The sequence below is a fragment of the Pseudomonas sp. DE0010 genome (assembly GCF_007680745.1).
Lineage (GTDB): Bacteria > Pseudomonadota > Gammaproteobacteria > Pseudomonadales > Pseudomonadaceae > Aquipseudomonas > Aquipseudomonas parafulva_B.
In genome coordinates, this window is record NZ_VEJQ01000008.1 from 157576 (window position 1) to 179154 (window position 21579).

The 21579-nt window shown below is 64.6% G+C and carries 18 protein-coding genes; 13 read left to right on the forward strand and 5 right to left on the reverse strand.

The window, feature by feature from the left end:
* Positions 1–11 precede the first annotated feature (11 nt).
* The 12 genes from FS767_RS08910 (at position 12) to FS767_RS08965 (ending at position 14703) form a co-directional block, all read left to right on the forward strand.
* A complete protein-coding gene (locus FS767_RS08910) occupies positions 12–1178 on the forward strand; it encodes an alginate biosynthesis protein Alg44 (RefSeq protein ID WP_144964897.1) in 1167 nt (388 codons plus the stop codon).
* 19 nt (positions 1179–1197) lie between these two features.
* Positions 1198–2631, forward strand: coding sequence for an alginate biosynthesis TPR repeat lipoprotein AlgK (algK, locus tag FS767_RS08915; protein WP_144964898.1), 1434 nt, complete (start codon positions 1198–1200; stop codon positions 2629–2631).
* Positions 2628–4103, forward strand: coding sequence for an alginate export family protein (locus FS767_RS08920; protein ID WP_144964899.1), 1476 nt, complete (start codon positions 2628–2630; stop codon positions 4101–4103). The genes algK and FS767_RS08920 overlap by 4 nt, the downstream gene beginning before the upstream one ends.
* Positions 4104–4120: 17 nt before the next feature.
* Positions 4121–5680, forward strand: coding sequence for a mannuronan 5-epimerase AlgG (gene algG, locus FS767_RS08925; RefSeq protein WP_144964900.1), 1560 nt, complete (start codon positions 4121–4123; stop codon positions 5678–5680).
* 13 nt (positions 5681–5693) lie between these two features.
* Positions 5694–7136 (forward strand): alginate O-acetyltransferase, encoded by a 1443-nt coding sequence (locus FS767_RS08930; protein WP_144964901.1) that lies wholly within the window; start codon positions 5694–5696, stop codon positions 7134–7136.
* 7 nt (positions 7137–7143) lie between these two features.
* Positions 7144–8247 carry a mannuronate-specific alginate lyase gene (locus FS767_RS08935; RefSeq protein WP_100850907.1) on the forward strand — a complete coding sequence of 368 codons (1104 nt, stop codon included), beginning with the start codon at positions 7144–7146 and terminating at the stop codon, positions 8245–8247.
* Positions 8248–8378: 131 nt separating this feature from the next.
* Positions 8379–9848 carry an MBOAT family protein gene (locus tag FS767_RS08940; RefSeq protein ID WP_144964902.1) on the forward strand — a complete coding sequence of 490 codons (1470 nt, stop codon included), beginning with the start codon at positions 8379–8381 and terminating at the stop codon, positions 9846–9848.
* Positions 9849–9858: 10 nt separating this feature from the next.
* Positions 9859–11016, forward strand: coding sequence for an alginate O-acetyltransferase (locus FS767_RS08945; RefSeq protein WP_144964903.1), 1158 nt, complete (start codon positions 9859–9861; stop codon positions 11014–11016).
* Between the two features lie 18 nt (positions 11017–11034).
* The gene (locus FS767_RS08950) at positions 11035–11682 is read left to right on the forward strand and encodes an alginate O-acetyltransferase AlgF (protein WP_058604912.1); all 648 of its coding nucleotides are present in this window, start codon (positions 11035–11037) and stop codon (positions 11680–11682) included.
* A 34-nt stretch (positions 11683–11716) separates the two neighbouring features.
* Positions 11717–13171, forward strand: coding sequence for a mannose-1-phosphate guanylyltransferase/mannose-6-phosphate isomerase (locus FS767_RS08955; protein WP_144964904.1), 1455 nt, complete (start codon positions 11717–11719; stop codon positions 13169–13171).
* A 167-nt stretch (positions 13172–13338) separates the two neighbouring features.
* On the forward strand, positions 13339–13803 hold the full coding sequence (locus FS767_RS08960) for a multidrug transporter (protein ID WP_144964905.1): 465 nt from the start codon (positions 13339–13341) through the stop codon (positions 13801–13803).
* 87 nt (positions 13804–13890) lie between these two features.
* Positions 13891–14703 (forward strand): SDR family oxidoreductase, encoded by an 813-nt coding sequence (locus FS767_RS08965; RefSeq protein WP_144964906.1) that lies wholly within the window; start codon positions 13891–13893, stop codon positions 14701–14703.
* A gap of 21 nt (positions 14704–14724) precedes the next feature.
* Here the strand turns inward: FS767_RS08965 and FS767_RS08970 are convergent, their stop codons facing one another.
* The 4 genes from FS767_RS08970 to FS767_RS08985 all read right to left on the reverse strand — a co-directional run bounded on the left by FS767_RS08970 (position 14725) and on the right by FS767_RS08985 (position 19893).
* The gene (locus FS767_RS08970) at positions 14725–16233 is read right to left on the reverse strand and encodes an efflux transporter outer membrane subunit (protein ID WP_144964907.1); all 1509 of its coding nucleotides are present in this window, start codon (positions 16231–16233) and stop codon (positions 14725–14727) included.
* The gene (locus tag FS767_RS08975; protein ID WP_144964908.1) at positions 16230–17303 is read right to left on the reverse strand and encodes an HlyD family secretion protein; all 1074 of its coding nucleotides are present in this window, start codon (positions 17301–17303) and stop codon (positions 16230–16232) included. Before FS767_RS08975 ends, FS767_RS08970 begins: the two co-directional genes overlap by 4 nt.
* A gap of 27 nt (positions 17304–17330) precedes the next feature.
* Positions 17331–18872: an MFS transporter gene (locus FS767_RS08980; RefSeq protein ID WP_144964909.1), complete on the reverse strand. Its 1542-nt coding sequence runs from the start codon at positions 18870–18872 to the stop codon at positions 17331–17333.
* Between the two features lie 115 nt (positions 18873–18987).
* Positions 18988–19893: a LysR family transcriptional regulator gene (locus FS767_RS08985; protein WP_058604906.1), complete on the reverse strand. Its 906-nt coding sequence runs from the start codon at positions 19891–19893 to the stop codon at positions 18988–18990.
* A gap of 181 nt (positions 19894–20074) precedes the next feature.
* On the opposite strand from FS767_RS08985, the gene FS767_RS08990 reads away from it, so the two are divergent.
* Positions 20075–20521 (forward strand): universal stress protein, encoded by a 447-nt coding sequence (locus FS767_RS08990; RefSeq protein ID WP_144964910.1) that lies wholly within the window; start codon positions 20075–20077, stop codon positions 20519–20521.
* Positions 20522–20583: 62 nt separating this feature from the next.
* Here FS767_RS08990 and FS767_RS08995 read toward each other — a convergent pair.
* A partial coding sequence (locus tag FS767_RS08995) for an IS110 family transposase (RefSeq protein ID WP_256674248.1) occupies positions 20584–21579 on the reverse strand: 996 nt, incomplete at its 5' end.

Below are 21579 nucleotides of genomic sequence, written 5' to 3' on the forward strand. Positions count from 1 at the left end.
GAACAACCGCCATGAATACCGCCGTGAACGCCAACGTCGTGCATGAATCCGAAGCCCAGCGCCAGCACGCACGGGTGCGCATGCCTGCCAGGCTGCGTTTTGTCGACGCCCAGGGTCAGCCCCATGAAACCAAGGTAGATGACCTGTCGGCCGGCGGCCTGAGCTTCCACAGCCCGCAGCCTCTGGCCGTGGGCCAGATACTGCACGGCCGGTTGCAGTTCACCGTCGATCACCTGGGGCTGTCGATGGACGTGGCGTTTCAGGTGCGCGCCTACGTGCCTGGCAGCGGACGGGCCGGCGTGCAGTTCCAGAACCTGGAGCCGCGCGATATCGCCACCTTGCGCCACCTGATCACCAGCCACCTGTCCGGTGAGCTGATCACCGTGGGCGATGTGCTCAGCACGCTGCAACGGGACAACTTCACCAAGGCGCGCAAGCAAAAGGACGCCGGCAGCGGGCTAAGCCCCCTGGCCCGGTTCAAGGCGGTCAGCGTGACGCTGGGCGTGTTCGTGGCGGGCGTGGCAGCGTTCGGCTTCGTCGCCAAATCGCTGTATGGCCTGTACTTCGTCAGCCATGCCCAGGCCGCCGTCGTCGCCGTGCCCGTCACCACCATCACCATGCCCAGGGACGGCACCGTCAGCAGCCTGGTGCCAGGCGGGGCCCAAACGAGCAAGGGCGCACCGCTCGCCAGCTTCAGCACCAGCATGCTGGACATGCTCAAGGGCAGCCTGGACGACACGCAGCTCGAACCTGACAAAATCCAGGAGCTGTTCGGCAAGCAACTGTCCGGCACCCTCACCAGCCCTTGCGATTGCATCGTCGCCCGCCAGCGTGTGGAGGACGGCCAGTACGCCGCCAAGGGCCAGCCGATCTTCGAGCTGGTGCCACGTACCAGCACACCCACTGTCCAGGCCCGCTTCAGTTACCGCCAGTTCGACGAGGTCAGGCCGGGTACGCGGGTCAACTTCCAGGTAGCAGGCGAAGACCAGGTGCGCGCTGGGGAAATCGTCGCCAGCAGCAGCCTGGAACCCGAGGCGCTGGCCGCCGACATCCGTGTGCAGATCAAACCGGACAGCGCACTGCCAGCAGCCCTGGCAGGCCGGCCGGTGTCGGTCACCAGCGACCGGGGCCCTTCGCTGGACTGGCTGATCGGCAGCGCGTCGGCCCGTGGCCTGTGAGGGCAAGGTGATGACGAGCATGCCAACCTTGCCAGGGTCGAACCCGCGCCCCTTTACTGCGTGCGCACTTGCCCTGACCGTGACGCTGGCCGGATGTGCCGGTCTGCCCGACCAGCGCCTGGCCAACGAAGCGCTCAAGCGCGGCGACCTGGCAGTAGCCGAACGCAACTACCAGGCGCTGGCCGACTTGGGCTACAGCGATGCCCAGGTGGGACTGGCCGACATCAAGGTGGCCACCGGTGACAGCGCTCAGCGTGACCAAGCCGAAGCCACCTACCGCGCCGCCGCCGCCACCTCGCCCCGTGCCCAGGCGCGCCTCGGCCGCCTGCTGGTGACCAAGCCGGGCAGCACCCAGGCCGAGCGGGAAGAAGCGCAAACGCTGCTCAAACTTGCCGCCCGCCAGGGCCAGGGCAATACCTTGGTGCCACTGGCCCTGCTGTACCTGGCCTATCCGCAGAGCTTCCCCAACATCAATGCGCAGCAGCAGATCGATCGGTGGCGTACCGAGGGCTACCCGGAAGCGGGCATCGCCCAGGTGCTGCTCTACCGCGCGCAGGGCACCTACGACCAGCATCTGGACCAGGTGCAGAGCCTGTGTCAGGCGGGGTTGGCAACTGCCGACCTGTGCTATGTGGAGCTGGCCACTGTGTACCGCAAGCGTGGCCAGGCCGAGCAGCTGACCGCCTTGTTGCAGCAGCTCGAATCGGCTTACGCCCGTGGGGCAGTGCCTGCCAGCCGGGTGGACAGCGTCGCGCGCGTGCTGGCCGACCGCAGCCTGGGCCAGACCGACGGGCAGGCTGCCAAGGCGTTGCTCGAACGGGTGGCGCCGGCGTACCCGGCATCCTGGGTCAGCCTGGCGCAGCTGCTGTACGACTTCCCTGAATTGGGGGACACCGACCAGTTGCTGGCTTACCTGGAAAAAGGCCGTGATGCACAGCAACCTCGCGCGGACTTGCTGCTCGGCCGCCTGTACTACGAGGGCAAGCAGCTGCCGGCCGATGCCGAGAAGGCCGAGCGTCACCTGCTGGCCGCCGCCACGGCCGGGGAGACCAGTGCCCGCTATTACCTGGGCCAACTCTATCGCCGTGGCTACCTGGGCAACGTAGAGCCGCAGAAAGCGCTGGATAACCTGCTGGCAGCCGCACGCGGTGGTCAGGTCAGTGCCGACTATGCCCTGGCGCAGTTGTTCAGCGAGGGGCATGGCATCCGCCCGCAACCTGCCGATGCATGGGTCTTTGCGCAACTCGCCCAGGCCAACCCCACGCCCCAGTCGGCTGAGCTGTTGCAGCAGCTCGACCAGCAGCTTGCCCCCGACGCGCGCCGCCAGGCCCAGCAGACGCTGGCGCGGGAAACCCAGGCCCGCGCGGCCATGACGCCCGGCGCCAGCAATGCCCTGGCCCTGGATGTGCTGCAGGACGATCAAGACGACGTAGACGGTGAGGACTCGCCATGATGCTCAACCCTTTCGTCAAAGCCGGGATCGGCCTTGGCTTTGCCTTGCTGTGGTCCTGCCCGAGCCTGGCCCAGGTCACGGCCGAACGCAATTTTGGCCTGGAAGTGAAAGTCACTGGCCAGTCCGAAGACGACCGTGACCTGGGCACTCGCCCAGGCGGTGACGTCAATGGCTTGGGCCTGGACCTGCGCCCCTGGATCTACGGCGAGCGCGGCAACTGGAGCGCTTATGCCATGGGTCAGGCGGTCACCGCCACCGACACCATCGAAACCGATACCCTGCGCCAGAACGACGATGGCACCACCACCGACACGGGCGCAGACAGCCGTCAACCGGACAAGAGCTACCTGGCCATGCGCGAATTCTGGGTGGGCTACAGCGGCCTGACCGCCTACCCCGGCGAACAACTGCGACTGGGCCGGCAACGGCTGCGCAGCGACGATGGCATGTGGCGCGACACCAACATCGAAGCCCTCAACTGGACCTTCGACACCACCCTGCTCAAGGCCGACCTGGGCGTGGCCCGGCGCTTTAGCGAATACCGCACCGACCTGACCGACCTGGCCCCGCAGGACAAGGACCGTACTCACCTCTACGGCAATGTCGCCGCCCAGTGGACACCTGGCCACTGGGTGGGCCTGCGGGCTCATCACACCCACGACAGCGGCAGCCTGAAAAACCCCGGCGAAACCGTCGACGTCCTGGACAAGACCCGCACCGGCGACTTGACATGGCTGGGCCTTGAGGCCAACAGCGATGCCTACAACTGGCGCAATGAGCATGACGTCAACTACTGGGGCAGCCTGACCTGGCTGACCGGCAACCGCGACACACTCGGCAGCCGCCAGATGGGCGACCAGCAAGTGGCCACCGGCACCCAGCGCGGCGACGTCAATGCCTGGGCCACCGACCTGGGCGTGCGCCTGCGCCTGAACCCGCAGTGGCAGGTGGGCGCCGCCTATGCCCGCGGCAGCGGCGGCGGTGACCAGGGCGGCCACAACTTCGAGCAGACCGGCCTTGAAAGCAATCGCTCCAACTTCACCGGCACCCGGTCGCGGGTGCATCGCTTCGGCGAAGCCTTCCGTGGCGAGCTGGGCAACCTGCAGGCCGCGACCGTGTTCGCCTCCTGGCAACTGCGCGACGACTACGACGCCAGCTTCCTCTACCACCGCTTCTGGCGTGTGGACGGTCGGCAGAACATCGGCTCCAGCGGCATCAACGCCGTGGTCAACGACAACGGCATCAACCGGCCACTGGTCGAGGGTGAGAAAGACCTCGGCCAGGAAATGGATGTGGTCGTGACCAAGTACTTCAAGCAAGGCCTGCTGCCTGCTTCGCTGAGCCAGGCGATCGACGAGCCTTCGGCCCTGGTACGTCTGCGGGCTGGAGTGTTCAAGCCGGGCGATGCCTACGGCAAGGAGGCCGACAGCTACATGCACCGCGCCTTCGTCGATGTGATCTGGCGTTTCTGAGGCCACGGGGAATTGTCATGAACGTTCATCCACATCTTCGCCACAGCCTGCTGGCCTGCGCGCTGCTGCTTGCCAGCGATTGGGCCTGCGCGGCGCAACCGGGCCTGCTGACCAAGGAATTGCAACAGGCGCGCAGCTACACCGTGACCAGCGCGCCGATCGCACCGCTGCAACTCGACCCGCCGACGCTCCCTGACCTCAGTGGCTACACCCCGCAGGCCGTGCAGCAAAAGATCGACCGCAGCCACCCGGGCAAAGTCAGCCTGCGCCGCATGTTCCAGCAAGACAGCCTCAAGGAGTTCGTCGGTGGCGACAACAAGGCCGCCGAATGGGTGCGGCGCCAACACGGCATTCCGCAGGCCATTTTCATCGACGATGGCCACGTGGACCTGGCGCAGTTGCGCCGCCAGGTGCCGCGCCAGTACCTGTCCGAGGTGCAGCCCGGTGTGTACCTGGCGCGCCTGCCCATCGTGGTCGGGCGCACCGGGACGCTGGAAATCGACGGCAAGGTCAAGCAACTGCGCCTGTCCGAGGAAGGTGGGGCATTTCTGATCAACGACGGCAAGCTGTTCATCACCGACACTCAAGTAACCGGGTGGCGCGAGCAAGCCAAGGGCCCGGCCACGTTCCGCTCGCCCCAGGCGTTTCGCCCGTTCCTGCTGTCCTGGGGCGGCACCGAGACCTATATCGTCAACAGCACCCTGGCAAGCCTTGGCTATGCGAAGTCCAAGTCCTATGGCGTGAGCATTTCCCAGTACACACCCAACCTGGCCAAGCGCATGGGCCGGGCGGAGCCGACCGGCTGGATCATCGGTTCGCAGTTCAGCGACCTGTGGTACGGCTTCTACTGCTATGAGACACGCGATTTCGTGGTCAAGGACAACACCTACCGCGACAACATCGTCTACGGCATCGACCCGCACGACCGCTCCCATGGGCTGATCATCGCCGGCAACAGCGTGCATGGCACGCGCAAGAAGCACGGCATCATCGTCTCGCGCGAGGTGAACGACAGCTGGATCTTCAACAACAAGAGCTTCGACAACAAGCTGTCAGGCGTGGTGATCGATCGCAACAGCGTCAACAACCTGGTGGCGTACAACCAGATCTACCGCAACCACACCGACGGCATCACTTTGTACGAGAGCGGCGACAACCTGCTCTGGGGCAACACGCTGGTCAACAACCGACGCCACGGCATTCGCGTGCGCAACAGCGTGAACATCCGGCTGTACGACAACGTCGCCATGGCCAACGGCCTTGTGGGTGTCTACGGCCACATCAAGGACCTGTCCGACACCGACCGTGACATTGCCCTCGACCCGTTCGACACCAAGGTGTCGTTGATCCTGGTGGGCGGGCAGCTGGCGGCCAACGGTTCTGGCCCGCTGTCGATCGACTCGCCGCTGTCGGTCGAGCTGTACGACGTGGCCATGCTGGCGCCGCGCAAGGCCAGCGGGATCACCTTCAACGGTGTGCTGGGCCAGCGCCAGGACGAAATCCTCGACCTGCTGGTACGCCAGCGCAAAGCCGTGCTGATCGACCCGGTCGAGCGCCAGACCGAATTGATCCAATAAGGAAGCCCGGACCATGACTTTACAAGCGATTACCGTGCTGGGCGTGACCTGCGCTCTTCTGGCCATCAGCCAGGGCTCACGCGCCGACACCGTACAGGCCCCCACCTTCACGGCGGCGCCGTGCTGCCAGTTGTGCCCGCAGGCACACGATGCCAGCCGCTACACCACCCGCTATCAGCAGAACTTCACTACGCTGGTGCAGGGCCAGGGCGACTGGTTATTCCGAACCCGTGAAGACTTGCGCACCGAGTTCGCCACCACCCCGGCCGGCTACAAACGCCTGCAACAGGTGCACGATGCCTTCAAGCAGCGCGGCGTGGAGCTGGTGGTGGTCTACCAGCCAACCCGCGGCCTGGTGAACCGCAACATGCTGCAGCCGGCAGAAAAAGCGGCCTTCGATTACCAGAAGGCACTGGGCAACTACCAGGCCATGCTCAAGCGCTTCGCCGCCATGGGCTACAACGTGCCCGACCTGTCGCCGCTGACTAACGAGCAGTTGCCCGCCGCCGACCAGGGCAAGGATTTCTACTTCCGTGGCGACCAGCACTGGACGCCCTACGGCGCCGAGCGCGCGGCCCGTATCGTGGCCGACACCGTGCACAAGATGCCGGCCTTCCAGGGCATCCCGCGCAAGGCATTCGAAACCGTCAAGTCAGGGCGCATGGGCAAGACCGGCACCTTGCACAACGTTGCCGGGCAGCTGTGCGGCACCAGCTATGCGGTGCAGTACATGGACCAGTTCAGCACCGAGCCCAAGGGTGCCAGCGGCAATGATGACGACCTGTTCGGCGACCAGGGCAATGCCCAGATCACGTTGGTGGGCACAAGCCACAGCGGCAAGAACTACAACTTCGCCGGGTTTCTGGAGCAGTACATCGGCGCCGATGTACTCAACGTCGCCTTCCCCGGCGGCGGCCTGGAAGGGTCGATGATCCAGTACCTGGGCAGCGAGGAGTTCCGCAAGCATCCGCCCAAGATCCTGGTCTGGGAATTCTCGCCCCTCTACAGCCTGGAGCAGGAAACCATCTGGCGGCAGATCCTCGGCCTGCTCGACGACGGCTGCGACAGCCGCCCGGCCCTGATGAGCGCCAAGACCACGCTCAAGCCGGGCAAGAACACCCTGATGGTCAATGGCAAGGGCGGGGTGATCAAGCCGCTGGTCAACCGCCACCTGCAAATGGATGTGAAGTTCGACGACCCGTCGGTGAAGGTGCTGCAGGCCACCCTCTGGTACCTCAACGGCCGGCACGAGGACATCAAGCTGGAAAAACCCGAAACCTCCGATACCGATGGCCGGTTCGTGTTCCAGATGCGCGAGGACCAGGACTGGGCCGATCAGAACCTGCTGGCCTTCGAGGTACAGGGGCCGGAAAAAGGCACCCAGGCACTCGAAGCCACGCTGTGCAAACGCAACGACTTCGCCGGGCCTGCGCATACCGCGCAGGCCGGCCAGTGAGGCGAACATGACCTACCGCACTTTCATCCTGCGCCCCGCCCTGCTCGCCCTTGCCCTGTTCGGCAGCGCCGCGCAGGCCGCGCTGGTGCCGCCCCAGGGCTACTACGAAGGCATCGAGAAACTCAAGACCGGCACCGGCGATGTTCGCTGCGCGGCCCCGCCCACGCCGTATACCGGAGCCCTGCAGTTTCGTAGCAAGTACGAAGGCTCGGACAAGGCGCGGGCCACGCTCAATGTGGCTTCCGAGCACGCCTTTCGGACTTCAACCCAGGACATCACTGCCCTGGAAAAGGGGGTGAGCAAGAGCGTCACCCAGTACATGCGCGATGGTCGACCGGCGCAGCTGGACTGCGCACTGACGTGGCTGAGCACCTGGGCACGGGCCGACGCACTGATGTCCACGAACTACAACCACACCGGCAAATCGATGCGCAAATGGGCGCTGGGCAGCCTGAGCGGGTCATGGCTGCGCCTGAAGTTCTCCAACGCCAGGCCACTGGCGGCGCACCAGGCCGAGGCCGAACTGATCGAGAAGTGGTTCGCTCGCCTGGCCCAGCAGACGGTTCGCGACTGGAGCGACCTGCCGCTGCAGAAGATCAACAACCACAGCTACTGGGCGGCCTGGTCGGTCATGGCCACGGCCGTGGCCACCGACCGCCGCGACCTGTTCGACTGGGCGGTGAAGCAATACAAGGTGGGTGCCAACCAGGTCGACGACCAGGGCTTTCTGCCCAACGAGATCAAGCGCAAGCAACGCGCGCTGGCCTACCACAACTATGCGCTGCCGCCACTGGCGTTGATCGCAAGCTTCGCCCAGGCCAACGGCGTGGACCTGCGCGCCGAGAACAATTTCGCCCTGCAGCGTCTGGGCGAAGGGGTACTGGCCGGCGCCCGCGATCCGCGTCATTTCGCCGAGCGCGCAGGCGAGAAACAGGACATGAAGGACCTGAAGGTCGACACCAAGTACGCCTGGCTGGAGCCCTGGTGCGCCCTGTACCACTGCGTAGGCGACACCCTGGCGCGCAAGCAGGGCATGCAGCCGTTCAACAGCTTCCGCATGGGGGGCGACATGACGCGGGTGTATGACCCAGGCGCAGCGCGCAAGCCATAACGCATGACCGTGCAAGGGCCGGCGGGTCGTGACGACATGCCGCCTGCACAAATCTAGGTAGCCCCCCGCTTGTCTGCGGGGGGTTTGGGGGGCGTTTTGCCCTGGATGCTGTGAGTCATGAGGAGAACCGGATGGTCTTTTCGTCCAACGTGTTCCTGTTCCTGTTCCTGCCGATCTTCCTCGGCTTGTACTACCTGAGCGGGCAGCGCTATCGCAACGCGTTGTTGCTGATCGCCAGCTACCTCTTCTATGCCTGGTGGCGTGTGGACTTCCTCGCCTTGTTCGCCAGCGTCACCCTGTGGAACTACTGGATCGGCCTGAACGTCGGTGCCGCCGGTGTGCGCAGCAAGCCTGCGCAGCGCTGGCTGCTGCTGGGCGTTGGCGTGGACCTGGCCATTCTGGGCTATTTCAAGTACGCCAACTTCGGCGTCGACAGCCTCAATGCGATCATCACCTCGTTCGGCCTGGAGCCGTTCATCCTCACCCATGTGCTGCTGCCAATCGGCATCTCGTTCTACATCTTCGAGTCCATCAGCTACCTCATCGACGTGTACCGCGGCGATACCCCGGCCACCGGCAACCTGATCGACTTCGCCGCCTTCGTGGCGATCTTCCCGCACCTGATCGCCGGGCCAGTGCTGCGCTTCAAGGACCTGGTCGAGCAGTTCAACCACCGCACCCATACCCTGGACAAGTTTTCCGAAGGCTGCACGCGCTTCATGCAAGGGTTCGTCAAGAAGGTGTTCATCGCCGATACCCTGGCGGTGGTGGCAGACCATTGCTTCGCCTTGCAGCAGCCCACCACCGGCGATGCCTGGCTGGGCGCGCTGGCCTACACCGCGCAGCTGTATTTCGATTTCAGCGGCTACAGCGACATGGCCATCGGCCTGGGCCTGATGATGGGCTTTCGCTTCATGGAAAACTTCCGCCAGCCCTACATCAGCCAGTCCATCACCGAGTTCTGGCGGCGCTGGCACATCAGCCTGTCCACCTGGCTGCGCGACTACCTGTACATCACCCTGGGCGGTAACCGCAAAGGCACGTTCAACACCTACCGCAACCTGTTTCTGACCATGCTGCTGGGCGGGCTCTGGCATGGCGCCAACTTCACCTACATCCTTTGGGGCGCCTGGCACGGCCTGTGGTTGGCGATCGAGCGGGCATTGGGCATCGACACCCAGCCGCAGCGCTTCAACCCGGTCAAGTGGGCCTTCACCTTCCTGCTGGTGGTGGTGGGCTGGGTGGTGTTCCGGGCCGAGAACCTGCACGTCGCAGCGCGCATGTACGGCGCCATGTTCAACTTCGGCCACTGGCAGCTTTCCGAACTCAACCGCGCCCAGCTGACCGGCCTGCAGGTGGCGACCCTGGTGATCGCCTACCTGGCCCTTGCCTACTTCGGCCTGCGCGATTTTTACCACAACGCCCGGACTACGCCTACCGCATCACCCGCAGCCACGCCGGTGCAGATCAACAGCGATGGCTCGCTCGGCCTGGGCTGGACCCGCGTGATGACCCGAACCCTGGTGTTGCTGCTGTTCGTCGCTTCGATCCTGAAGCTGTCGGCGCAGAGTTACTCGCCGTTTCTCTACTTCCAGTTCTGAGGCCGATGTGATGACCCGGACACTTCGCATGACCTACTGCTTGTCTTTCCTCGGCCTGTTGACGGGCATGGGCCTGTGGTCGACCTCAAGCCTGCCCGGCTTTGAACGCACCCAACAGATGAGCCTGCTCGACGGCAAGCTGGCCAAGGCCGCCGAACAGCACTACGACGCCGAGTTCCCGATCAAGCGCCTGGGCACCAACGTGTGGGCCGCCCTGGATTTCAAGCTGTTCCACGAAGGACGTCCAGGGGTGGTGCTGGGGCGTGACCAGTGGCTGTTCAGCGACGAAGAGTTCAAGCCCACCGCCGGTGCCGAGCCCTTGATGCAGGAGAACCTGGCGCTGATCCGTGGCGTGCGCGATACCCTGCAACGGCACGGCAGCCAGCTGGTGCTGGCCATCGTGCCGGCCAAGGCACGGGTGTACGAGGAACACCTTGGCCAGACACGACCGGCGAGCCTGCATGGGGACCTGTACAACCAGTTTCATGCCAAGGCGCGCCAGGCCAATGTGTTCGCCCCTGACCTGATGGCTGCGCTGGAGCAGGCCAAGGCCCGCGGCCAGGTGTTCCTGCGCACCGATACCCATTGGACGCCCCTGGGCGCCGAAGTGGCGGCACAAGCGCTGGCTGCGGCGGTCAGCCGCCAGCGTCTGCTCCAGGCTAGCCCACAAACCTTCGTTACCCAGGCCCAGGGCAGTGCGCCGTACAAGGGCGACCTGACCAACTTCCTGCCACTGGACCCCTTGTTCAGCCACCTGCTGCCGCCGCCGGACACCCTCCAGCAACGCACCACCCGCCCTGTTGCAGCTCAAGCCGACGCGGCGGATGCGTTGTTCGCCGACCAGCAGATACCCGTGGCGCTGGTGGGCACCAGCTACAGCGCCAACCCCCGCTGGAACTTCGTGGGCGCCTTGCAGCAGGCGCTGCACAGCGACGTGGCCAATTACGCCGAGGACGGCCACGGGCCTTTGCGCCCGATGCTCAAGTACCTGCAAAGCGATGCCTTCAAGCATGCCGCCCCCCAGGTGGTGGTGTGGGAATTTCCGGAGCGCTACCTGCCCATGAAACCTGAACTCGACGGTATCGATCCGCACTGGGTCGCCCAGCTCAAGCACTCGCGTCAAGGCGAAGGCAACTTGGCCTTGACGGCCACCCGAACCACCCACTGACCGAAAGAGGCAATGCCCATGACAACTCCATCTTCCATCGCCAAAGCCCTGACCCTCGCGGCCGGCCTGTCCCTGGCTTCAGTGCAGGCTTATGCAGGCGCCGACGCGGCGCTTTACGGCCCGAGCGCGCCGAAGGGCTCGACCTTCGTGCGCTTGTACAACGCAAGCAGCGCGCCGGCTGGCGCGTCAGTCGGCAACACGCAGATCAAGCCGGTCGGCCCCCAGGCCAGCAGCGACTTCAGTTTCCTGCCAGGCGGCGATTACACCGCTCAGGTCGGCAGCAAGCGCGTACCGGTCAAGCTGGCCTCGGACCAGTACTACACCCTGGTCAACAGCCCTGCCGGCACGCCCCAACTGATCGAGGAGCCACCGTTCAAGAACAAGCAGAAAGCGCTGGTGCGGGTACAGAACTTGAGCGACCAGACGCTGGCGCTCAAAACCGCCGATGGCAAGACCGAAGTGGTCAAGCCGGTCGCCGCCAATGGCCGCGGCGAGCGTGAAATCAACCCCGTGAAGGTGGGCCTGGCGCTGTACCAGGGCGACCGCAAAGTTGGCGATGTGAAACCCGTGGCCCTGGAGCGCGGCGAAGCGGCCGTGCTGTATGTCACCGGTTCCGGCAGCACGCTGTCGCCGGTATGGGTCACCCGCCCTGTGAGCAGCAACTGATTGCCCTGCCCTCGATGACGATTGGAGAAACACGATGATCCCGGTAATTCTTTCTGGCGGTAGCGGTTCGCGTCTGTGGCCTTTGTCGCGCAAGCAGTTCCCCAAGCAGTTCCTGGCCCTGACCGGCGAACACACGCTGTTCCAGCAGACACTCGAACGTTTGATGTTCGAAGGCATGGACGTCCCCATTGTGGTCTGCAACAAGAAGCACACCTTCATCGTGCAGGAGCAGCTGGCCGCGCTCGACCTGCAGACCCAGGGCATCCTGCTTGAACCGTTCGGGCGCAACACGGCGCCAGCGGTGGCCATGAGCGCCATGAAACTGGTCAATGAAGGGCGTGACGCGTTGATGCTGGTGCTGCCTGCTGACCATGTCATCGATGACCAGAAGGCGCTGCAGCGGGCATTGGCCCTGGCCACGGTGGCCGCCGAGCGGGGCGAGATGGTGCTGTTCGGGGTGCCGGCGACCAAGCCTGAAACCGGCTATGGCTACATTCGTTCGAGCCAGGATGCCTTGCTGCCCGAAGGTGTGGCGCGGGTGGCGCAGTTCGTCGAGAAGCCAGACGAGCAGCGGGCCATCGAGTTCGTCAAGGCCGGGGGGTATTTCTGGAACAGCGGCATGTTCCTGTTCCGTGCCAGCCGCTTTCTCGAAGAGCTGAAAAAGCACGACCCGGACATCTACGACACCTGTTTGCTGGCGCTCGAGCGCAGCCAGGTGGATGGCACCACGTTGACCATCGACGAAGCCAGCTTCGCCTGTTGCCCGGACAACTCCATCGACTATGCCGTGATGGAGAAGACCCAGCGGGCATGCGTGGTGCCGATGTCGGCCGGCTGGAGCGATGTGGGGTGCTGGTCGTCGCTGTGGGATGTGCACGAAAAGGATGACCACGGCAATGTCACCAAGGGTGACGTGGTGGTGCAGGACAGCCACAACTGCATGATTCACGGCAACGGCAAGCTGGTGTCGGTGATCGGGCTGGACAACATCGTGGTGGTCGAAACCAAGGACGCCATGATGATTGCCCACAAGGACAAGGTCCAGGGCGTCAAGCAGATGGTCAAGACCCTGGACGCCCAGGGTCGCAGCGAAACCCAGAACCACCTGGAAGTGTATCGCCCGTGGGGTTCGTATGATTCGGTGGACATGGGCGGGCGTTTCCAGGTCAAGCACATCACCGTCAAGCCAGGGGCCAGCCTGTCGTTGCAGATGCACCATCACCGCGCCGAGCACTGGATCGTGGTATCCGGTACGGCTGAGGTGACGTGCGATCAGAAGGTATTCCTGCTGACCGAAAACCAGTCGACCTACATTCCGATCGCGTCGGTGCATCGCCTGCGCAACCCCGGCAAGATCCCGCTTGAAATCATCGAGGTGCAGTCGGGCAGTTACCTGGGCGAGGATGACATCGAGCGGTTCGAGGATGTGTACGGGCGAACGTCCGAGTCCGCGCCGTGTGGCGGCGCGGTCAAGGCTGCGTCGCAGTGATTGCGCGGTGATGTGGGGCTGAAGTCCCGGGGCTGATTCGCGCTCCGGCACTTGAGCCCCACCTCACCTTCCTCAATCCACAGCCGGCCAACCCCTGCCCTTTTGAGCCTTGCCCCATTTCACGCTACGATGCTTCAACCCTCGCGCAACCAAGGTCTGCAAGGCTCATGATCATCGGCGCTCTCCTTATCCTCACCTGGCTGGTGCTGTTGCTGCGCTACCCTGCCAAGGCCTTGCCGATTTCGCTGGCCGCCGTGGGGGGGCTGGGCCTGGTGGCCTTGTTCGTCATCTGGCAGGACACTCGCGAAACCTCGCAACTGGCCCGCTTGGACATGCGCCTTGCCTATGCCCCCACCCAATGCCCCACCGACCGCCCCTTGCAGGTCACCCTGAAGAACGGCAACAAGGTGCCGCTCACCGAGCTGCGCTGGCGTGTGGCGGCCTATGCGCCAGGCGACACAGTCAACCTGGCAGAAAATACCTACAATGCACCGCGCTACCGCGGGCCTGGCGAATTGCAGCCGGGCGCGCAGTGGTCCGATTGCCTGCCGTTGCCTGCGCTGCGCTCGGGCTACCGTGCACAGACGCTGGAATTCAGGGCCGAGCACCTGCAAGGCAGCTTTGCCAACTGACTCCTTGTCGACACCCAACGGCTGGCGACCCGTTGGCGACTCCGCGCAGACCCGCTGCCCCTCCACCCAGACCCAAAGGCCTTCTGCATGTCGACAGTCCTGATCACCGGTTGCTCCAGCGGCATTGGCCGCGCCCTGGCCGATGCGTTTCGCGATGCCGGCCATCAGGTCTGGGCCACCGCCCGCCAGGCTGAAGACGTGGCGCGCCTGGCCGCTGCGGGTTTCGTTGCCCGGCAACTGGATGTCAACGACCCACACGCCCTGGCCCTGCTCGCGCAGGAACTCGAGGCACTGGACATCCTGATCAACAACGCCGGCTACGGCGCCATGGGGCCGCTGCTCGATGGCGGGGTCGACGCCCTGCAGCGCCAGTTCCAGACAAACGTGTTCGCGCTGGTCGGCGTAACACGCGCGCTGTTCCCTCAGCTGCGTCGCGCCCGAGGCCTGGTGGTGAACATCGGCAGTGTCTCCGGCGTGCTGGTCACGCCGTTCGCCGGCGCCTACTGCGCCTCCAAGGCTGCCGTGAAGGCCCTGAGCGACGCCCTGCGCCTGGAACTGGCGCCGTTCGGCATCCGCGTGATGGAGGTGCAGCCTGGGGCCATCGCCTCGCAGTTCGCCAGCCACGCTCAGCAGCAGGCGCAGCAGGTGCTGGCGCCGCAATCGCCGTGGTGGCCACTGCGTGAACACATCCAAGCCCGGGCCCGCGCCTCGCTCGACAGGCCGACACCGGCGGCGACCTTTGCCCAAGGCGTGCTGAAAGCGACCCAGCGTTCGCCAGTGCCGGCACGGGTGCGGCTGGGCAATGGCAGCACGGCCCTGCCGCTGATGGCCCGCCTGGTGCCGCAGCGTTTACTGGACAAGGTGCTGCGCAAACGGTTTGGCTTGTCACGAACGTTGTAGGTCGGTCACGAGCCTGCGCGTTCAGACCTTGTCGAATGCCTGCCACCCTCCGCCGAGCGCTTTGTACAGCCCCACGAGCGCCTGGGATACCGCGGCAGCGCTGTCGATCCACTGCTCTTCGCTGGCCAGCAAGGCCGACTGCACGGTCAGTACATTGAGAAAATCCACCGCGCCTTCCACGTATTGACGCTGGGCCGTTTCCAGGGCGATGCGGTTCTGGCGCACGGCTTCGGCGAGGCGATCGCGACGCAGCTGGCTGGCGTTGTACAGGCGCAGCACATCATCGATTTCATGCCAGGCCCCCAGCACCACCTTGCGGTAGTTCAGGGCCGCTTCCTGCTGCTGCGCCTGGCGCAGGGCCAAGGTGCCCTTGAGGCGACCGCCTTCGAAAATCGGCAGCGATAGCTGCGGCCCGAAGGCGAAGCGGCGAGCATCCCAAGCACCGAAGTCAGCCAGTTGCATGGCCTGGAAACCCACGTTGCCAGACAGCCGGATACGTGGATAAAAATCTGCCTTGGCCACGCCGATGCTGGCCGTGGCAGCATGCAGGCGCGCCTGGGCCTGGCGAATGTCCGGACGACGCTCGGCCAGCTCCGACGGCACGCCGATGGCGAACGTCTGCTGCGGGGCGGGCAGCTCACCGGCTTGCAGCAGGCTGCCCTGCAAGCTGCGTGGGGGCTCGGCCGCCAGCAGGCTCAAGGCATTGATCAGATCGTCACGGCGCGCCTGCAAAGTGGGCAGGCGCGACTCGATCAAGGCGACCTGGGCGTTGGCCTGGGCCACGTCGAGCCGGGTGGCCACGCCTTCGGCCTGACGGTCTTCGGACAACTTCAGGCTGTGCCGCGCGACCTTGAGGTTGTCCTCGGTCACCTGCAACGTATGCTGCACCGCGCGCAGCTGGATGTAATCACCGGCCGTTTCGGCGAGCAGGGCCAGCAGGACGCCGTTTCGGTCGTTCTCGGCCACCTCGACACTGGCGTCGGCCGCTTCGACCTGACGCCGCACACGGCCCCAGACATCCAGCTCCCAACCTGCTACCAAGTCACCCTGCCACAGGTTGAAAGCCGATTTGCCCGCGTTGCCGGAGGGGTCGCTCAGCCCTTCGGCGCTGTTGCGGGCACGGCTGTAGCCTGCATTGGCGTCCACCGACGGCTGCTGGTCGGCGGCCACGGTGCTGCGCAGCGCACGGCTTTGCAGCAAGCGGGCACTGGCGATCTGCAGATCGAGGTTGCGCGCGGCGACCTGTTCGATCAGTGCGCTGAGCCGTGGGTCGTGAAAGCTGTCCCACCAGCGCAACTGCATGGGCTCGGCTACAGGTTGGCTGGGCGCGTGTTCACCCTCCAATCGGTCCCACTGCTGGGGCGCGTGGGTATCGGGCTGCTGGAAGTCCGGGCCAAGGGTACAGCCCGTGAGCAGTGCAGCGAGCACTATGGCCGCAGGGGCTTTGCCCCCCAAACGCGTGATGGGCCGCGATGAACGGGCTGCCTGTGGGCCGGCGGGTGCAGGGCTCTGCGCGTAGGCGATGTTCATCGGGCCGTCACCTCGCTACCGGCCAGCTTATCGCCTTGGGTGTCGCTGGTCGTGTCGATGATCGCTTCGACCGACATGCCCACACGCAAGCGCGTCAACAACGGCTGCCCGTCATCGAAGACGATCTTCACCGGGATGCGCTGCACCACCTTGGTGAAATTGCCGGTGGCATTGTCCGGCTTAACCGCGGCGAACGTCACCCCCGTGGCCGGAGCGATGCTTTCGACGTGCCCACGGAGTCGTTCATCGGCAAAGGTATCGACGCTGATGCTGACCGGCTGACCGGGCTGCACGTGGGTCAACTGGGTTTCCTGGAAGTTGCCTACCACATAGGCCTGCTGCAGGGGCACCACCGACAACAGCCGCGCCCCGGGGTTGACATAGGCCCCGATGCGCAACGCGCGCTCACCGACCATACCGTCCACCGGCGCCGTGATGCGGGTATAGGAGAGGTCCAGCCGGGCCTTTTCCACCCCGGCTTCGGCGCGCTTGAGCTGGCCATCGGCGCTGGCGACCTGAGCGGCGAGGATGTCCACCTGCTTGCGTGCAGCTACCGAAGCTGCACGGGCATTGGCCAGGCGAGCACGGGCCTGATCCACGGCGCTGCGTGCCTGCTGGGCGTTTTGCACGGTACCGGCGCCCTGCTCGGCCAGGCGCCCGTAGCGGCGAACTTCATGATCGGCGAACGCCGCCTCGGCCTCGGCGGCTTTCACCGCTGCCTGGGCTTGAGCAATCAGCGCGTCCTGGCGGTCGAGGGTGGCACGGGCATCGGTGCTCTGGGCCTGGGCCACCAGCAGCTGCGCCTGGGCAGCGTCCAGGGCAGCCTGGTAGTCGCGGGCATCGATGGTGGCCAGCAGTTGGCCGGCCTTGACCTGCTGGTTGTCCTCGACCAGCACCTGGGTGATGAAGCCGGCGACTTTGGGCGCGACCACGGTGTAGTCGGCGGTCACGTAGGCGTCGTTGGTGCTCTGCCGGTGGTCGCTGCCCAGCAGCCAGGGGCCCACGAGGGCGGCCAGCACGGCCACGGCCAGCACAGCGCCGATGAACAGGGTTTTACGGTGGGTGGTCATTTGGCGTTTCTCGAATTCAGACAGGGGTCAGGCCACCGCACGCGGCGGATAGACCCGGGTGGGCATGACAGGAATCAGGCAGATCAGGGCCACGGCAATGACGGCCAGGACCAGGTAGAGGTCGGCCGAGGTCAGTACCAGCGCCTGGTCATGGATGCGCCTGGCAAGGCTGGCAGCGTGGTCGTCCAGCAACGGGGCATTGCCCAGGCTGTCGACCAGGTGATTGGAATGGAAATGCCGGCGCAGCGTGCCCAGGGCATCGAGCAGCCCGCCCGCCACGACGGCGGACAAGCCCTTGACGGTGTTGAACCAGGCCGAGGCGAAGGGGCCTTCCTGGGGGCTCATGCCCGTGGTCGAGAGCATCAGCAACGGCAGCACCGCCATCGGCTGGCCGAACACCTGCAACAGGTAGAACGGGTAGAAGTCGGTGCGAATCCACTGGCTGGTGAGCAGGCTGCTGCCGATGCAGGAGGCGGCCAGCATCCCCAGGCCGATGCCCAGCACCCAACGACAGTCGACTGCGCGGATATTGCAAAGCGCGGCGGTCAGCGGCAGGGCGATCAATTGTGGCATGGCCACCAGCAGCATCAGCGGGCTGGTCTGGGCGGGCCGGTAGCCCTGGAGCTGTGCCAGGTAGGCGGACGGCAAACTACCCACACCCGAGAGGACGATGAGCACGCCCGCGACGGTCAACAGGGCAAAGGCCAGATTACGCCGGCCCAGCAAGCGCAGCTGGAAAAACGGCAAGGGCTCGGACCACTCGTTGAACATGAACAGCACCAACAACAGCAGCCCACCGCCCAGCAGCCAGCAGATCAACGGCGAATCGAACCAGCCCCAGCGATCACCCAAAGACAACCCCAGCACGATACCGCAGATCGCCGGTAACCCAAGCAGCACACCACGCCAGTCGAACTGCCTGAAACGCTCCAGGCGCAATGGGTCCTGCGGCAGCCCCCACGCCACACAGCCACCGGCCACCAGCGACGGCAGGATGATCTGCCAGAACGCCCAGCGCCAGCCGACGTATTCGGTCCACAAGCCGGCCAACGGTGTACCCAGGTTGGGGCCGAAGGTGGCAGTCAAGGCATAGCACGCCAGGCCGTAGACCTTGATGCCAGGGGGCAGGAAGCGCAGCGCGACGCTCATCAGCATCGGCGGCAGTGCCCCCGAGGCAAGCCCTTGCAGCACCCGCAGCAGCATCAGGCTGTGCAGGTTGGGGGCGAAGGGTTGCAGCAGACCCAGCACTGCGAAGGCACCGATGGCTGCCAGGGTGAAGCGCCGCAGGGAAAAGGTAGTCGCCAACCAGGGCGAGAAGGCCATTGCCGAGACGGAGGCTGCGCTGTACACCGCCAGCAGCCAGGCCCCCTCATCGGCACCGATAGCCATGGCCCCGCGGATATCGGCCAGGGAAATCTTGGTCACGGACTCGTTGAGGCCCGCACACAGCACCGCCAGCAACACGCCGAACAGCCCGACCACCACCTGCAGGCCGAACGCGCCCTGTGCAGGTGCGGTCGGTGCAGGCGTGGCAGCCAGCCCGCTAGCAGGGGCAGAAACGGCATTCATTTAGAGACATCTCCAGCAACACTTTTACGACTGGAGCGATTTTAGGCAGGGTAAATGCTGACGAAAACTGAATTATTGGCAGTTTTATATTGCGCCAAACGCAACGATGGCCTGTTCAGGGATCGCTTCGGGTACACGCCTTGATCGTCTGACGCAGCCACTGGTGGGCCGGGTCGTTGTCGAAACGTGGGTGCCAGGCCTGCATCACGTTCACTTTTTCAAGCGGTACGGGAATCTCGAAGGCGCGCAGGGGCAGCTTCAGACGCTGGACACTGTTCAGGATGTTGGCCGGAATCGGCAGTATCAGGTCCGAATCGGGTAACGAGAACATCGCCGAGTGAAAGCTGGTGGTGATCAGCGCCACCCGGCGCTCCACCCGATGGTTGGCCAGGGCCACATCGATCGGACCGTTGGCACGGCCGCGACGCGACACGCTGATCTGTGGGAACGCGGCGAAGCGTTGAGGGGTGATGTCCTGGTCGAAGACAGGATGTTCCATGCGCGCCAGGCCGACGAAATAGGTGCTGAACAAACTCTGCACCTTGATCTCCGGCCCCAGCTCCACGGAGGAGCTGACGATCAGGTCGATGTGGCCGTTGCGCAACATGGCATCGTCGTCACTGCTACCTTCGGGCACGAAGCGCAGCACGGTATTGGGCGCGTCGGCCAGCATCATGCGCAGCAGCTTGGCCCCGTAGAGGGCGATGAACAAGTCGTTGGTACGCACGTTGAAGGCACGGTGCAGCTTGGACAGGTCGACGCCTTCACGGCTGCGAAACACCTGCCCGGCCTGCTCAACCAGGCCATGCACCTGCTCGCGCAGGGCCAGGGCCCGTGGCGTTGGCACCAGCCCGCGACCGGCGCGCACCAGGATGGGGTCGCCCATGGCCTCGCGTATGCGCCCCAGCGTGCGGCTCATGGCGGCTGGGCTGAGGTTCATGCGTTGTGCCGCGCCTACCACGCTGCCTTCATCGAGCAGCACGTCGAGGGCGACCAGCAGGTTCATGTCAGGGAGTTGCATGGCCGTTTTCCGAGACGACGTTGGGAAACGGCGATGTTAGCAGGTTGCTCGATTGCGTCCGACGCAATGTGCTCGTGCGTGGCAGGGCCTTTATTCGCAGCGCAGCTGAGGTCGAGAATGGCAGCAGCAGGTTCGGCCCCATGCCGGAAGACGAGCCACCACTCACGATAAAGGATCCCGCATGCCCAGCCCCGTGCTCATTGCCATCGACGCCTCCCCTGCCACTCAAGCGCTGCTCGCCTTGGCCCGCCACTGGTGTCGTCCTGAAGACCATACCTTGCATGTACTGCTGGCCATCGATGCCACCTTTGCCGTGCACGAACAACCGGCGCCCTACACGGCCGACGAACAAGCGCAGTACCCTGCCGCGTGCGAGGAACAGCAACAGGCCGATCATGCCCTGGGCGAGGCGGTCCGTGCCTTGCAGCAGGCAGGCTTCACCTGCCAGGGCTGCATGGTGGCCGGTCAGCCTGTGGAGGTCATCGTGGCCAGGGCCCAGGCACTGGAATGTGAACTGATCATCATGGGGCACCGTCACCTGTCGCGGCTGGGGCGACTGCTGGACCCCTCGATCAGTGCCAAGGTGATCGATCAGGTCCAGGTGCCGGTGCTGGTAGGGGCCGGCTGAACGTAGCGCTTGAGAAGCTGAACATCAAGTGAATGCGGGACCTGTAGATACCGTCTTGACCCTCACCTCGCAAGCGCGATTTGAGGGTCGAACGGCTTTCCAGATTTCACCACGCCGTACACCAGGTACAACAACTTGCGCATCGCCGCGCATACGATCTGTTTATACGCTTTGCGCCGAGCCTGAAGCCGGTCTGCCAACGCCTTGACCACTGGGTTGTAGCGCATCGCTACTGTGCCAGCCATGAACAGCCCCGCCCTCAGCCTGGAAGATCCCACACGCGAGATGGCCGTCTGACCAACCTTTTCTCCTGATTGGTGAACCGTCGGGTTCAGCCCAGCAAATGCAACGATTGAAGCAGGGCTTTTGTACTTCAGCGGATCGCCCAACTCGGCAAGCAACAAGGCCGCCGTGGTGTCGCCCAACCCTTTGATGGATGTGATCAGGTCGCGCCGCCCGCGCAGATCCGGGTCGTCATCGATGGTCTGTTTGATGGCCTCGCATGTCTTCTTTATCTCATTGGCAATATGCCCAATCACTGCCGTGATCGATGGCTGCACCGCCAGCGGCGCTACCTCCAGGCGGTTCTGCTCCATCTGCTGCATTTCCTTCAAGTCGTCCAGGCGGCGCACCAGCGCCCGCAGCCGTTTCTGAGCCTCTGACTCAGGCGCCCACTGGCGCAGCGAATCACCTTTGTGCTGAGCGTAGGCAGCAATGATCTTGGCATCGGCTTTGTCGGTCTTGACGCGTCGCAGCTCAAGTACGGCGAACTTTGCGATCGAAGCTGGATTGACGACGCAGACCCGATAGTCCCGAGCATGCAGGTATTCGGCCAGCGCTTCGTGATAGACACTGGTGGCTTCCATTACTACCCAGGCACCCGGCTCGGCATAGGTTTGCAGCCAGGCCTCGAACTGTTGGAACCCGTTTGAATCGTTGGTCAGTCTGGCCTTGGTGCGGACCTTGCCATTGGCAAGCGGTGTGGCAATGTCGAAAGTTCGCTTGGCAATATCAACACCAACAAAGGACATGATCTTCTCCTTCAGCTGATAAGGGGT